12 protein-coding genes are annotated in these 14,836 nt (G+C 38.4%); 4 read left to right on the top strand and 8 right to left on the bottom strand.

What is annotated here, in order from left to right; genetic code table 11:
• Positions 1-88: 88 nt before the first annotated feature.
• The gene (locus tag MmiHf6_RS08500) at positions 89-583 is read left to right on the top strand and encodes a hypothetical protein (RefSeq protein ID WP_316557360.1); all 495 of its coding nucleotides are present in this window, start codon (positions 89-91) and stop codon (positions 581-583) included.
• Positions 584-617: 34 nt separating this feature from the next.
• Positions 618-2,810: a helix-hairpin-helix domain-containing protein gene (locus MmiHf6_RS08495; protein ID WP_316557359.1), complete on the top strand. Its 2,193-nt coding sequence runs from the start codon at positions 618-620 to the stop codon at positions 2,808-2,810.
• 384 nt (positions 2,811-3,194) lie between these two features.
• Here the strand turns inward: MmiHf6_RS08495 and MmiHf6_RS08490 are convergent, their stop codons facing one another.
• The 6 genes from MmiHf6_RS08490 to MmiHf6_RS08465 form a co-directional block, all read right to left on the bottom strand.
• Positions 3,195-3,560: a UPF0058 family protein gene (locus MmiHf6_RS08490; RefSeq protein WP_316557358.1), complete on the bottom strand. Its 366-nt coding sequence runs from the start codon at positions 3,558-3,560 to the stop codon at positions 3,195-3,197.
• Between the two features lie 660 nt (positions 3,561-4,220).
• Positions 4,221-5,387: a COG1361 S-layer family protein gene (locus MmiHf6_RS08485; protein WP_316557357.1), complete on the bottom strand. Its 1,167-nt coding sequence runs from the start codon at positions 5,385-5,387 to the stop codon at positions 4,221-4,223.
• 251 nt (positions 5,388-5,638) lie between these two features.
• Entirely contained in the window at positions 5,639-6,997 is a 1,359-nt protein-coding gene (locus MmiHf6_RS08480; protein WP_316557356.1) for a COG1361 S-layer family protein, read from the bottom strand.
• The gene (locus MmiHf6_RS08475; RefSeq protein WP_316557355.1) at positions 6,998-9,403 is read right to left on the bottom strand and encodes an RND family transporter; all 2,406 of its coding nucleotides are present in this window, start codon (positions 9,401-9,403) and stop codon (positions 6,998-7,000) included. It lies immediately after the preceding gene.
• A gap of 835 nt (positions 9,404-10,238) precedes the next feature.
• Positions 10,239-10,403, bottom strand: a complete 165-nt coding sequence (locus MmiHf6_RS08470; RefSeq protein ID WP_316557354.1) for a hypothetical protein — start codon at positions 10,401-10,403, stop codon at positions 10,239-10,241.
• Positions 10,404-10,551: 148 nt separating this feature from the next.
• Positions 10,552-10,908 carry a hypothetical protein gene (locus tag MmiHf6_RS08465; protein WP_316557353.1) on the bottom strand — a complete coding sequence of 119 codons (357 nt, stop codon included), beginning with the start codon at positions 10,906-10,908 and terminating at the stop codon, positions 10,552-10,554.
• A 910-nt stretch (positions 10,909-11,818) separates the two neighbouring features.
• Between MmiHf6_RS08465 and MmiHf6_RS08460 the strand changes: the two genes are divergently transcribed.
• The gene (locus MmiHf6_RS08460) at positions 11,819-12,700 is read left to right on the top strand and encodes a TrmB family transcriptional regulator (RefSeq protein WP_316557352.1); all 882 of its coding nucleotides are present in this window, start codon (positions 11,819-11,821) and stop codon (positions 12,698-12,700) included.
• Positions 12,701-12,959: 259 nt separating this feature from the next.
• Here the strand turns inward: MmiHf6_RS08460 and MmiHf6_RS08455 are convergent, their stop codons facing one another.
• Complete coding sequence (locus MmiHf6_RS08455) at positions 12,960-13,133, bottom strand: DUF5350 domain-containing protein (protein ID WP_316557351.1); 174 nt, start codon at positions 13,131-13,133, stop codon at positions 12,960-12,962.
• Between the two features lie 303 nt (positions 13,134-13,436).
• On the opposite strand from MmiHf6_RS08455, the gene MmiHf6_RS08450 reads away from it, so the two are divergent.
• Positions 13,437-14,153 carry a YkgJ family cysteine cluster protein gene (locus MmiHf6_RS08450; protein ID WP_316557350.1) on the top strand — a complete coding sequence of 239 codons (717 nt, stop codon included), beginning with the start codon at positions 13,437-13,439 and terminating at the stop codon, positions 14,151-14,153.
• Between the two features lie 101 nt (positions 14,154-14,254).
• On the opposite strand, the gene MmiHf6_RS08445 is transcribed toward MmiHf6_RS08450, so the two are convergent.
• Positions 14,255-14,452: a hypothetical protein gene (locus MmiHf6_RS08445; protein WP_316557349.1), complete on the bottom strand. Its 198-nt coding sequence runs from the start codon at positions 14,450-14,452 to the stop codon at positions 14,255-14,257.
• Positions 14,453-14,836: the final 384 nt, after the last annotated feature.

Here is a 14,836-nt window from a genome sequence, read left to right as displayed (position 1 = left end):
GATGTTTCAATTGATTTTAGATTGAATATATATCTCAAAAACCGCCCCCGCAAGTTAAGTTGCCGAAGCGAAGCGGAGGAAACGAGACTTGGCGGATTCTTTCCCATGCGAAACGAAAAATACAAAACCGCTGACTTTTAATTGCTTTTCGGCTCCTGCTAAGCCTGCCGATCTGCAACTGTCTTTTGCGGCTGCGATCCCTGCAAAGCGGAACAGTCTGCAACTGTCTTTTAATGTTGCCGCTGCATGTCAGGTTTGTGTTTTTTGGGCGGTGCGAAGCAGCGACCCAATCTTTCTGCCTGCATCTGCTCTTTTTTTAGATATCCGTTCGCATTCGCGAACGTGCCGCCGCTACCGTCAGGTTTTTGTTGCCGCTGCTGCCTTCAGATTTGCATTGCTGCGACAGGTCCGTGCCGCTTCCGGCTGCAGCTGCCGCCGCCGCGCGAACCGCACCATTTTTATTTATTCTTCAAACTGTCCCCTATTTTTTCATTTTAACACAACAATTCGCTCTCCGCTTTTCTTTTACAATCCAATCAGTTCCCTGTTTTCTCTCACTTTCATACTTTCACCCCGCTTATAAGAGGCTTATATGCGTTTTTGCCGATTACTCTTTTATGATTTCGGATGGAGAAAGCACGGCGATTGAAACAAATATGCGCCTCAGAGATATTTCGGGAATCGGCTCAATCTTGGAAAAAAGATTACTGACTTGTTTCGGCAGCGAAGAAAAAGCGATTGAAACGCTTTTGAAAGGCGATGTTCATGAATTGTGCCGCGTCGAAGGCATGACGCGCAAGTCCGCTCAATCTTTGATTTTGAACGTTTCAAAAGAACAGAACGGCGTGTCAATTGAAGACTTTTTGAAAACAAAAGAAGCCGAAGCGCTTTATTCCGGCATTTTAAAAATTATGAAAAAGCATTGCTGCACCGAATATTCCGCCGATTTCATCGAAAGACTTGTCCCCTATCCGAAAAGAAGATTGGATTTGGCTTTAGATGTCCGCGAAAAAATCGAAGGACATTTGGCGGTTCTTCAGTCGTTTTCGCCCGACGAGCGCGAAATGATTCAGTCTTTGCTTTCTCAAATAACGCCCGCAAAAGACGGAACGGTTCAAAAAATCCGTGACCGCGCCGTTTTGGCATTTTCCGAACACGTTTATCTCGAAGCGCGCGAAAAATTCGGAAGCATTCTGCCCGTTCATCTTGTTTCGGATCAGCAGGAGTGCGCCGATTTCTTTTTCTCGTACCGCTCCGTTATTTTATTCGACTTCCCCGAATTCGATCTGCCCGAATCCGGATATGATTATTTCCGCGGCGTCGATGCCGTTGAAATCGAACAGCTCATTCCCGAAATGGCGCTTTCGTATTTCGTCAAAAATCTGAAAAGCTTTGACGCCTCTCTTCGATTGGCAGAAATATTGGCGGCAGGATCTGCCGACGGCATTTTTTCACAATTCACCGCCGAAGATGCGCTTGAACTGCGCACGCTTCTGAAACGCCTGAATTCTGACGGCAGCATGAATTCCGGAACCGATCCCGAAGCCGATCGTTTGAAAAATATTTCCGCGATTTGCGACGAAACGCTTTTGAAAAAAGCGGCTGAGCTTTCCGAAAAACTCAAAAATGTTCTCACAGGAAACACGCTGACGCTTGACGGCGACCAATTAATGCATATTTTATCGGGCGCCGATTTAAAACAAATCGTGACCGCCAACGTTTCAAAACCCTACCGCGATCTTTTGAAGGAAATGCTTGCCGAAATTACGAAAACGCTTTCCTTGAAGCGCGATGAAGAAATGATTTTATCCGACATTTACGGCGATGAAATCGAGTGCCCCATTAAGCTTAATTTGGATTCGCTGACGCGTTTTAAGAAAGAAATTTCATTGAAATCCGCCGAACTCGAACAAAAACAAAAAAAGCAGCTTTCCAAAGAACTCGCCGGCAAAAAGGAAGCCGTTTCTCTTTTGGTCAGCGATTGCCTTGAATTTGATTGCTGGTATTCCGCCGCAAGCTTTGCAAACGCTTATCATATGACGTTTCCCGTCTTTTCAAAATCCGCTTCCAATCAATTCCGTTTGAGCTCGGATTTGGATTCAAATTATTTGGATTCGACTTCAGATTCAAACTCCGTTTTCTTTAACCTCGTTAACGGAAAGAACCTTTTCCTCTCTTCCAAATACGGATTCGATTCGATCACGCCTGTTTCTTATGACGTGGAAAATACCGTTCTTTTGAGCGGCGTGAATTCGGGCGGCAAAACTACGGTTTTGGAACTCGTCGGACAATGTATTATTTTGGCGCAGATGGGCTTTCCCGTTCCCGCCGAATCATTTGAATTCTCGCCGATTGAGGAATTTTATTACTTCGGAAAATCCAAAGGAACATTAGATGCGGGCGCCTTTGAAACAACGCTTCGAAACTTTTCAATCGTTTCGGAAAGCAACGGGACCGAGCGCGCCGTTTTCGCCGACGAGCTTGAATCCATTACAGAGCCGGGCGCGTCCGCAAAAATCATTGCAGGACTTTTGGAAACATTTTGTGAAAACGGCAAAACGCTTTCGCTTTTTGTTTCACATTTGGCCGAGTCCATTATGGAAAACTGCGACATTCCGATTCGCGTTGACGGCATTGACGCGGCCGGGCTTGACGAAAATTTAAATTTGATCGTAAACAGAAATCCGATTAAAAATCATATTGCAAAAAGCACGCCGGAATTGATTGTCGAGAAATTATTTTTGACATCAACAGGCGATGAAAACGCGTTTTATGAAAAGTTGAAGAAGAAGTTTGAAGCGAAGGATTGAATCAAGGAATCGAATCAAAAATCGAATCAAATGACTGAATTGACAGATTAAATCGAAAAATCGAATCAAAAGACTGAATCATAAAAACGAATCAAATGGCGGAATCAGAAAATCCAATGACGGAATAAGAAGATTTGAATTAAAAAATAAAATTAAAAAATAGAATTAAAAAATAGAATTAAAAAATAGAATTAAAAACCAAATGAAAATAGAATTAAAAGACAGAATTGAAAGATTGAATTTTCCAAAATTATAATAAAAAGATCAAGAAATGCCTGAATGACATGATACCTGTGAGTCATGTAATTATGCATTTCTTGATTGAAGATCAGTTCTGTTTGTTTCGTCTTTATTCGTTTTGTTTTTTCCTCTCTCTTTTATTTTTCATCTCTCTTCTTCATTTTTTAAAAGCATTTCGTATAATTCATCATCCGAAACAAGTTTTTTTCTTTTGGTTCTCCTCCCTTTTCCTGTTTTAGCCGGCATGTAGACTGCGTTTTCCTCTGCAACTACAGTCAGAGTATCGCAGAGTGTAAAAATCGCTTTCTGATGATCGTCTTTACTTTTGTGAATATGCGACGGTGTAATGTACAAGTCATAATATTCATCGAATTCTTTTTGATAACCCATTTTCTCATAATTATTTTTTATTTTGACCAAATCGGCATGAACTTTGATTAGATCCTGTTTTTGAATCAAAATCACCTCCAAAATCTGCAGTGCAGTTGCATTTGCGGCAAATGTGAGCAATGCCGAACCAAACACAATGAAAGCTGATTTCCCCCGGAGCCAAAAAAACACTCAGAACTCGCAGAATAAATATATTTCGAATTTTTCGGAGTAAGATTTATTTTGCAATTATATATATCTGGAAATGATTGTCGGTCGAAATGAAATAATTTTATCAAACAGATTAAATTATCATTTTATGACAAAACATACACCATTTGTTTTATAATCAACAAATATTGTAAAACAATCGTCGGACAATAATTATAAACAGTAAGTAAAGGACAAAGTTAAGGCAATTTTAGAATTTTTATAAAATTTCAAAAATGGATTTTTCATTTATGAAAAAATTGGAAATGTAAAAGAGTTGGAAATGTAAAAAATTAGAAATTATAAAAAAATGGAAATGTAAAAGAGTTGGAAATGTAAAAAAATTAGAAATTATAAAAAAATGGAAATGTAAAAGAGTTGGAAATTGTAAAAGAATTAGAAATTGTTAAAAAATGGAAATTATAAAAAAAATTGAAAATATAAAAAAATTAGAAATCGGAATATACAGGAAAAAATAGAATAGAACGAAGGAAAGAATAGAAAAAAGAACAATGAGTAAAAACAGTAAATAATGAAAAGTGATTTTTCACTTCTCATTATCTTGTTTTAATGTTTTAATGTTTTAATTTTTTATTTTTTGCCGCCCGAGAGCTTTTCTCGAAGATCGTCAAATGGTTTCTTGTCAATGCCTTCTTTCTTGTATTTTCGGGACATGACAATATAATAACCTGCAACAAGCAATACAATCACAACAATGATTGCGATGATGATTGTTACCGGTGTCCAAAACGGTGTTTCTTCAACCTGAACTTCAACTTTTAAAGAGTCTGAAATCTGCTGGTGACCGTAATTGTCTTCATACAAAATTTCGCTGTTGATTGCGTAAAGTTTGTCGTAAATCACGGAATCTTCATCCACGCTGATTTTGAATGCGGCTGTTACTTCTTCACCGGGATTTACGGTTCCGAGGTAGGATTGGTCGTCCGTCGTACTGAACGGCGTTGCCGTGCTCAAGCGGACATAAGCGCTTTTTGCCTGTTCTTCGCCGTTGTTTTGATATGTCACATACAGCATACCGTCGCTTTTTGCGGACAAACTTTGTTCCACATTGACAATTTCAAATTTGGTTGCTTCCTTGACTTTAATTGTTACGGGAATTTTTTGAGAAACGTCCTCATTGTACCAGTATGAAGCGTTCAAGTTGCGGATACCTGCAAGCGAACCGTTGTTATCAATTGCGTCCGCATCGTAAATTACATTTCTCAAGTGTTTATATGTCACATTCAAAGTTAATTCATATTCGCCTGCCGGAACATCTTTTTGGATGTCGACAGAGTAACTGAGCGGATTTGAAATTGCTCCCGATGACATACTTCCCGCTTCTTGCGGACCGGTTTTAACGGTAATGCCTGAAACATCGGATTCAAGGGTTGCGACAACACCGACAGCAGTCAAAATGGTATTAATATTTTCAAGTTCCATTTGCTGAAGAGTTGCATTCAATATAATGTCAACATTATTTCCGTTTTTTTTCACATCGTTTTCAGATTTGAAACCTTCAATCACGCCGTGATTTGACAGTGCCAACGGGACAGTTGCGGTTTGCCCGCGGGAGTATTCGCCGTTGCCCTGAACATTGACATGAATGTCAGGTCCGCCGTAGAATGAATAATAGTTGCTGCTCAAGCTTCCGTAATATGTTTGATTTGCTGCTGCACCAAGAACTGTCGGCGCCGCAGCGCTGAGGACAAGCATCGCCAAAAGTGCGGCGGTTATACATTTTTTAATCGTTGCCATAAATATCACAATCGGTTTTTATTTTTTAGATTATTTTTAATGTTAAGAATAATTCAATTTTAAGATTTTTTTTAATGTTAAGAATAACTCAATTTTAAGATTTTTTTTAATGTTAAGATTTTTTTTAGTGTTAAGAGATTTTTTAATGTTAAGAGATTTTAAATTTTATTTTTCAATGATTTCACAATGATTTCAATTTGATTAGTCTCACACTGATTATTCTCATTCTGATTTGTTTAAATTTAATTCATTCAGATTTCTTTGACAGATGTTTCGGATTCATCTTCTTTGCCGTCTTTTTTCTTTTTCTTCGCATAATCATACACGAGCGAAAGCACAACCAGAAGTATGACACCGACTAAAGCGTTCTTAAATGTGAAGAGGGAGAACGGATTGACCATGTCAATATCCAGTTTAACGCTCGGGGCGATTTGCAGTTTATCATCCTCATCATAATATCGGATGTCTGTATTCACGCCGTAAACTTTCTCAATCGCATCGGCATGCGCCGTAATCGGATAGTCGACAGTGACTGATTCTCCCGGCGCGACATCTCCAAGCAATGCTTTATTTCTTGTCGAACTCAGCGGATGCATTAAACTGAGTTTTGCTTCCGTGTTGTAAGCCGTCTCATCGCCGATATTTGTGTAAGTGACCGTAATCGTCTTTGTTTTTCCGGCTCTGATAGTTTCAGTGATATCAGATGTTTCGAAAACGGCACCGCTTGAAATATAAATCGGGATTTGGATTATTTCAGTGACCCCCGTATATTCCTGGACATATGAATCGGAATACAAAAACGTTGTAAATCCGTCGGTTCCGTTACCCGCTTTAATCATTTTCGCGTTGGACGGATATTTGTAATTGACCGTCATGTTGACAATATATTCCCCCGCGGGTGTTTCCGGATTGATCTTAATCGGAATAGAAACAACACTGTATGTACCGCTGTTCAAACTTTCCAAATAAGCGTAATCCCCGCTGTTGTCAATTTCAATATACGGACTGTCGCATACGAATTTCATATTAAGAGTTTCCGCATTGACTCTGTTTGCTTCAATCATCATTTCCGTCTGAGCCAATGTGTTTTGTTGGTTCATGTTGGAAGCTTCCTTTAAATACATTGAATAATTTTTAACTGTAATAACGTCTACACTTCCGTTTTGAACGTAATTCGCGCCTCCGGGAGCCGGATCCGGTTCATATATCCCCATACTTTCAATATATGAAGACAAGTTAGCTGCGATCACATATTCCCGATATGAGACTTTTTCAAGAAGTCCTTTGTTTGCAACGGCAATCTGAAGGGATGCCGTTTCGCCTTTTCCGAGTTCCTGATTTCCGCGAAGCGACGCGGTAATTTCAGGCTCGCCGTAGCCGACATAATAGTCAAGTGTGTCCGATCCCATAACCGGAATAAAACTTTCAGCGGCGGCCGGAGTGCAAATCGACATTAAAATAAATGCCGCTGCAATCCAATAACAGAATTTGGATTGCTTTTTGCTCGGGCGACTCTGTTTCTCCGTATGCGAGTTCGTAAAACCGAGTTCATTTCGGTTTTTTAACTGTGTATTTGTCGGATGATTTTGAATTTCACTGATTGTGCTCATTTAAATCATCTCCGTTTTCTTATTTGGTTTAATGATTGAGTAAATTGAATTTTTAAAATCACTTAACATTTGTTTGAGTCCTTTTTCTTTGAAACTGTCAAATGTAAGCATCAGCGGCGGGAACACAACGAATGAAGCTAAAAGCGTCATGAGCATGTTAATCACCGTCACCAGTCCAAAACTGGATATGATGCCAAAAGCCGATGCGGTCAGCGCGAGGAATCCGAAAATCGTCGTGGTTCCCGATACGACAAGTGCGATACCGGTGTTTGTCACAGCCGTTCTCATGGCTTCCGTTGCCTGCAAACCATGGCTTTTTTCTTCATAATAACGCTCCATTAAAAGAATCGAATATTCCGACCCCGCGCCCAATATCATACAGCCCATCACAGCAGTCATCGGTGTGTAAACGATATTGAAAGCGTACATAATCATGCCGGACCAGCCGATAACTAACGCAATTGTCACCACGGGGCCGAGCGCTTTGTAAACGTCTCTGTAGATGAGCAAAAGCGCGACAAACACTAACACGATACCAAGCATTGTCTGCTGAACACGTCCGGACAGCAGTGAATCCAGCAGCTCCGTGTACGGAACTGTGCTTCCGGTAATCGTTGCTGTTGTGCCCGGCGGTATTTGATACCATGTCAAATCTTCCTCAACAATTGCAACAAGCGTTTTAACGCCTTCCATCGGCAAATCACTCATCGCAGAGCCGACATCCAAGTTCAGAAGAAGCAAAGAATTGCCGTGCGAATACTGTTCCATCGTGCTTTCCGGAATCTGTTCGTAAATGGCGCGGATTTCTTCGTTCGTGTCGGGAATCACGCCGCCGTTATATTCTTTGACAATTTCTGCCAAACTTGCGGCGCCGTAAACATAATCCTGGTTTGCCGTCTGATACGTCCCGAACTCGTCCATCCATTTTAAAACGTGCGGCGACGAAATGTCTGCGGTCTGGATCATAATGTTGATCGTGTCCGTTCCGCCCATAACTGTCCCCATATGATAGAAATCGACGAGAGCCGGCATATCTTGAGGCATATACGTTTTAAAGTCGGTTTCTGCAGGAATTGTGGAATCCGCATAAAAACCAAGAACGCCTGTCACGATAGCGACCAAAAATATGGTTTTCTTATGACGAAGAGTAAAATCAATCACTTTGTTTAAAGTTGACGTAATAATATTATTTTCTGCATTCAATTCGTTTGTTCCGCATGCTTCCAAATCCGTTTTTTTCAACGTGGGGAGGAAACGGCTTAACGGGGACTTCTTTCCTGTTTCTTTTTCTTTGGCGTGCACTTTTTCAGCGAATTTATCCAAATAATAAAGGGAGACTGTTCCGAAGAATAAAGCTGCAATATAACAGGCAGTACAGCCGAGAATGAGAAGTTTTCCGAAATCCTGAATCATCGGAACGCTTGATGTTAAAAGTGATACGAAACTGACACAAGTCACAAAAAGCGCCGTCAGAACAGCCGGACCTGTATATTTGAAGGTGGAGATTAAAGCTTCTTTGCGCGTTGCGCATCTTGCAAGTTCTTCTTCCATACGGTTATGGAACTGAATGGCATAGTCAATACCGAGACCGATTAAAATCGGGAAGGCGGCAATGGTTACCATTGTCATATTTATTTTTAATAATCCCATTGCGCCGAATGTGTAGATAAGCCCCATGATGACGACAACTAACGGATACAGTCTCCAGCGTACGCCTTTGAAGACGAGACCCAGCGCGACAATCATAAGTAAAATTGCAAGAAGGAGCAATATCACCATGCTGCCGCCCATTTCCGTATTCATATCTGCCGAAAGTGCAGCATCTCCTGTTATAATCAAGTTATAGCCCGGCGGGAACACCGAAAAATTGGCGGCGTCTCTTGCCGCAGTCGTTATATCTTCTTTTTGCAGCTCTGAAAGATCCGCACTGTATTTAATTGCAATCAGCGAGTGTGTGTTGTCATAAATCAAACCTTCGTACACGGTCGGATTCAGAGCGACAAGTGCTTTGACTTCATCAATCGTAGACGGGATTTCACTTCGCCCTGTCACTTGTTCGTTTGTTGCTTTGATAATTGTCGCCGGACTCCCGACCGAATCTACTCCCGATACATTTTTCATTTGATTTTCAAAACGTTCGGTTGCTTTCAGGACGGCCGGATCGTAAACATTTGCTCCTTCCACCATGACAATAACAGATTCTTCACTGAACATGCTGTTATATTTGTCAAGGTCCTGATACAATTTGGAATCTTTTTGAATGTATGTATCCATTCCGGAATACATTGTAATTCCCATTGCACCGTATACAGCGACAAGAATCAGAACAACAAAGCCGATGAAGACTAATTTGCGGTTTTGATCTGCAAATTTCCCCATTTTTTCGAAAAGGCTTGTTAAAGACATAAAAATCCTCTGTTAAAATAAAAATCTTTTATAATTCGATTCGGTTTGTTGTTTTTAAATATTACTTGAATTTTACCTTTTGAAAAACACTATAAGTTATATAATTTCGTGTTTTGCTGCATTTTTTAATTCTTAGATTCATCTCTAATTTTCATGTTTTTAGATTCCGGATTTTTAAAATTTCGGATTTGAAACTCTTCTTTCTTCTTATCTTCTTCTTATCTAATAGATATCAATAAGATATCAATACAATAGATATCAATAGAAATTTTAATCAATGCCGAAATTCCTCGAGAAATTGATTTTAATATTATAATTAGTCCAAATATATATTGAATTTAATTTTCTTTACCGTTTTTAATTCATCTTTTTTTGGTTTTCAATTCTATGTATATTTATAAGTTAATTTATATATTTAGTCTTATGTATATACATTTGAGTTGGTTTATGGTTATAGGTTTTTGGATTGTTTGTTTTGGGGTGGTTTGAATTTGGGTTTGGTTTATGGGTTTTAGAATTCGTTTGGATGAATTGTGAATTTAAAGAAAATTAAATTCATTCGTTTTGGAATATAGACACATTCTTTCCTGAAAGGCTGCACCGCATCAAAGCGGGTCGCACAGTGTTGTTACCCCAAAGGTAATAGAATGGCACATTCGTAGAACACTGTCTTCCTATATATACATTTTCATATGTTGTTCTTTTCAGAGTAACAATTTTTTGATTCAATTTTTTTGTTGCTTTCTGTTTTCATTGTCTTTTGTTTCATTGTCTTTTGTTTCATTGTCTTTTGTTTCATTGTTTTCTGTTTTCATTGGTTCCTGTTTTCATTTTGTTACAAGGTAACGCCGAAGACCGTTAGCAGATTCAAAAACGATTCAGGAATGACAAGCGCGTCCAGGCCGCCCGTGTATATTCCGATCATGCTGAAAATGCCGCCGGCAACAAATGCGAATGCGGACACTTTTAAAAGTCTGTTTTTAAGTTTTGCATAATCCATTATGATTCACCTTTTTCTCTTTTGCAGTTTTGTTTACAGTTTTGGTTTTTCCGGCTGCGTGAATACATCCAAATTGAAAGAATAACGCCGAATAAGATCGCGAAAACGGAGTATTTCAGTATTTTCTTTTGAAGACTTTGTTCTGCCATTATTCCACCTCGATTTGAACGCCTTTCTTAAATTCATTGATCGTTTTTTTATTCAGGTCAATAAATTCGCGAAGAGCGTGATTTGACACGTAGATCAAAGGGGCCGTAAAACTGAGTGCCAGCAAGCCGCCGCCGAATGCGAACAAAAATGCGTTTCCGGCACCGGCTGTGTAATTCATAAAGCCGATAACAATTGCGCTGATCCCGACTGCAAAAAATGCGAGAGCAGTGAAGTATCCGATTCCGATAATCAATGCGCCTGCAAAAAGCAATAATCCTTTGATGACGTTTTTGCAGATTTTGATTGGAACAATTAAAGTTTGTGAAGTTGCGTTGAGCATATCCCTGTCGTCCATTGTTTTTTCCTTTGCTTTGATTTATTATTTTGATAATTGTTACAATTTGTTACTGTTACAATAATTACAATATTTTGTTTTATTTTTGGAGTAATGCTACAAAAATTGTTGTCACTAAAGTAGTAACAGTTTTATACAATACCCTGAAGTATCCTCGACTATATATAATTTGTTGTCACGAAAAGAGTAACAAATTTTTCAAAATCCGAAAAACAGAAATAAAAAACAATGAAAAAGAGTGATATAAACGGATTTTTATTGATTATGTTAAAATTAAATTTTAATGACAAAACTTGGAGAATAAAATTGATTATAAATTGACTGAAATTGTAATAATAATAATTTAAAATAATAATTTAATTTTCTTAAACGTTTTTCAAGTTCGAAATTGATTGTCTATGATTGTTTTTGGGTGGTTTTGGGTTGGTTTATGGTTTGTTTTTGATAGGTTGTTTTGGTTTTGGGGTTTGATTTTTTGTTGGTTGGTTTGTTTGGGTTGGTTTGTTTTGGGTTTTGTTGATTCGTTTTTGATTTGGTTTATGGTTCGTTTTGGGGGTTTTGGTTTATAGGGTTTAAAATTCGTTTTTCGAACTCGGGATTAAGAAAATTAAATTTATTCAGTTTGTTATCTGTTACGTACAGCTGCAACAGGGAGTCCATTGCGGCCGAGTTTTCATTTTTTTTCGTTTTTATACAAATACAATTCCATTCTAACACGAGGTATTGCATAGCATAGAAATGTTGTCACGACAAAGGTAACAAATTCCTATAATTCTGAAAGGTACAGTAAAGTATATAAACATTGTTGTCACATTTGAGGTAACCCTTTTAAAAACGTGTTGTAATTTCATTTATTTTAAAAAAACGATAACAGCATAAAAACAGAAATTGCTTTAACAGGTGCAGATTAATGATGACATTAAGCGGAAAAAGCGGTGAATTAATTTTCAATTTGAAAAAACTCGGTCTTTCGGAAAATGAGGCAAAAGCGTATATTGCGCTTGTTTTCAGAAAAGAGTCAAGCGCGCGTGAGATCCATGAATTTACGGACATACCGCGCGCGAAAGTGTATGAAGTATTGGAAGGGCTTGTCGAAAAAAGATACGCAGTCGTTCTTCAGGGAACGCCTGTTCATTATCAGCCGACTGAGCCGGAAGAATTGATTTTAATGCTTCGCGAAGAATTTGAATCGATTTCAACAAACATTTTGAAACAATTCGAAGAAATTGAATACCGGCACGCTGAAGATGACCCGAATCCTGAAACGAATATCCAGTATCTCAGAAGCGAATTTACGATTCGCAAAAAAGTCAATGAATTACTGGACGAATCCCGCAAGAATATTATTATTTTGTCGCGCTCCCCCGCGGCGCTGAAAAAAATCGAAAGCGATTTGATTTCCGTCAAAAAGCGCCTGAATCTGCTGATTTTAGTGGATGATGAAAAGGATTATGAAAACTTTTCACTGCCTGTCATGCAATATCCCGAAAGCGTTCAATCAATATTGAAGGAGCTTGAAGACAGCCATCTCACCAACCAAAGCTGTTTTATCATTACCGATGTGAAAAGAGCGATCGCAATCGGCAGCGACGAAAACAAGATGGAAGCGCACGTCATTACTCAATCCGTCATTGATTTCTTATTCAAGACGATTTATTACTTTATTATCAATGCCGATAATATCGTGCTTCCGGAAGAGTTTTCTCAATCTGAATCAAAACCGGCTGCAAAATCCGCGAAAAAAACATCAACGAAAAAACCGTGCTGCAGAACCACTAAAAATATTTCATAAAACCAATAAATTGCTAAAACATTGATGAAAAATATTTTCAATTCAATGGAAAATGAAAGCGATTGCAGAAAACAATTACAGAGAGTAATTTTAAAAAACAATTACAGAAAGTAACTTTAAAAAACATCGTTAAAAACAATTAAAAACGAAATATGAACGAACTTAATTGTTCGTTCTTTTTTTTGAAAAATGATGAAATTGATTAATAATCAATTCATTTTAAAATTTAACAAAAAGTTAAAAAATAAAATTGAAGAAATTATTTTGTGAGAGCCTTCGGGGATCTCTTCATGTATCTTCTTTTGTGTCCGGAAGAGGTGAATCTCTGTGCCGGTCCCGGGTGTGCTTTTGTGCTCAATCCGTTCTCAACTTTCTTTGCGTTACCTTTTCTTCCTTTAACTCTGACCCAAATGATGCTTCCTGTCTTGCCCATAATCAGTCCTCCTATTCTTTATTATATTCCTTTAAATTAAATAATAAATTACGTTATGAATGTTATTTTGAATATTATTTCTATGAATGTCATTGAATTAAAAAACAATATCGTGCACGATATTACTAATTATTTTCATTCGTTGTGTTTTCGGATTGCCGCCGAGTAATCCTGATTTTACAATAAGTGTAAAATGATAAAGATTTGAAAAGTAATCGTCATCTTTAAGGTTTGACTATTACACTGTTTTACAAATATAAATCTTACGTCTTTCGTTTTAAATTTGAACATCAGGTTTAATAGATGAAATACCTTTTTTCGTTGATGAAAAAAGCGGAATCGGATTTGGAATATTTTGAAGACGAGAGAGAAGCGCTCGCAGGCTATTCGAAATCTCATTTTTTGGAAGTCGTTCAAGATGTGGGTTTTGAATGTGATTTGTGCGGCAAATGCTGCACGCACGCTTTTAACGATCACGTTTATCTGCTCAAAGAAGACGCGTCCCGCATTTTTGAAATTGATTCCGATGCTGTTATTCCGTCTCCTTATTTTGACTTCTGTGATCAAGACGGCCGCTTTTATGTTTCGGGCTACAGTTTAAAAACGCAAGGTGATGATGTCGGCAGCTGTATTTTTTTAGAAAACAACCGCTGCAGGATTTATGAAAAACGCCCGCTCATCTGCCGCGTTTATCCTTATATGATTCACCGCGAAGAGGACGATTCGGGTTTGTATGATTGGCGCGAAATCAGCGGTCTCAATGAACACGGACTTTACGGCGCCGAAATCAATGAAAATGAGGCTGCCGATATTTTTGAAATCACGAAAAAGTATGAATCGGGCTATATTTCCCAAGAAATCGAATTCTTACGCGCCGTCTCAAATCATTTTGACAAAAATAAGCTGAAACATATTCCGAAAATTTATGACAAGCGGATTCGGGATTTTGAAAAAGGCGAAATTGTAACGGTTTTTGTTTATTATGACGGTGCTTTTCATGAGCATCAGGCTCAAAGATGAAAATTAAAAAACGTGTGTCTGCTTTTTCATTTTTTTAATTTCGGGGCTTTGTTTGTTTATTTTTATTTTAAAATCAAGGTTCGGTTTGTTTATCATTTTAATTAAAAGCGGAGCGGCTCGCGCGCGGGCGAGTTGCTGCTGGGTGGCAGCGCAAACCTGGAGGTAGCGGCGGCACGTTCGCGAATGCGAACGGATACGATTAAAATGAGCAGATGCACGCAGCAACGCAAACCTGACCCGCAACGGCAACAATAAAAGACAGTTACAGATTGGCAGGCGTAGCAGGAGCCGAAAAGCAAAATTATAAGCTCAGCGGTTTTTTATTTTTCATTTCGTATGGGAAGAATCCGCCAAGTCTCGTTTCCTCGCTGCGCTCGGAAACTCAACTTGCGGGGGCGGTATTTGGTCTTTTAATTCAGATTTTTTCGATTGAAACATCATCTTTTATCAAAATTATTCAAAAAACGGAACGCCTTCTTTTTTTCAAAGATTAAACATTTTTTAGGGTTTTATCGGGCGTTCATGTTTAACGATTTTTGAAAAAGGGATGTTTAGATTTATCCGAAAATGAAACAAAAACGATGGATGAATTTGAAAATCTAAAGAAAAATGATGCAATTCGCGCGCGAGGCTGAATTCTAAAAAAAAGAAAAGGAAACGGAAAAAGAATTCCGTTTCATATT

This window comes from Methanimicrococcus hongohii, assembly GCF_032594095.1.
GTDB lineage: Archaea > Halobacteriota > Methanosarcinia > Methanosarcinales > Methanosarcinaceae > Methanimicrococcus > Methanimicrococcus hongohii.
This window is presented reverse-complemented; position numbering and strand designations above follow the sequence as displayed.

Bases quoted from the DNA above. Each gene is read 5' to 3' on its own strand.
- MmiHf6_RS08470 (WP_316557354.1), bottom strand. From the start codon at position 10,403: ATGGATTATGCAAAACTTAAAAACAGACTTTTAAAAGTGTCCGCATTC.
- MmiHf6_RS08460 (WP_316557352.1), top strand. From the start codon at position 11,819: ATGATGACATTAAGCGGAAAAAGCGGTGAATTAATTTTCAATTTGAAA.
- MmiHf6_RS08495 (WP_316557359.1), top strand. From the start codon at position 618: ATGATTTCGGATGGAGAAAGCACGGCGATTGAAACAAATATGCGCCTC.
- MmiHf6_RS08465 (WP_316557353.1), bottom strand. From the start codon at position 10,908: ATGGACGACAGGGATATGCTCAACGCAACTTCACAAACTTTAATTGTT.
- MmiHf6_RS08455 (WP_316557351.1), bottom strand. From the start codon at position 13,133: ATGGGCAAGACAGGAAGCATCATTTGGGTCAGAGTTAAAGGAAGAAAA.
- MmiHf6_RS08450 (WP_316557350.1), top strand. From the start codon at position 13,437: ATGAAATACCTTTTTTCGTTGATGAAAAAAGCGGAATCGGATTTGGAA.
- MmiHf6_RS08485 (WP_316557357.1), bottom strand. From the start codon at position 5,387: ATGGCAACGATTAAAAAATGTATAACCGCCGCACTTTTGGCGATGCTT.
- MmiHf6_RS08475 (WP_316557355.1), bottom strand. From the start codon at position 9,403: ATGTCTTTAACAAGCCTTTTCGAAAAAATGGGGAAATTTGCAGATCAA.
- MmiHf6_RS08480 (WP_316557356.1), bottom strand. From the start codon at position 6,997: ATGAGCACAATCAGTGAAATTCAAAATCATCCGACAAATACACAGTTA.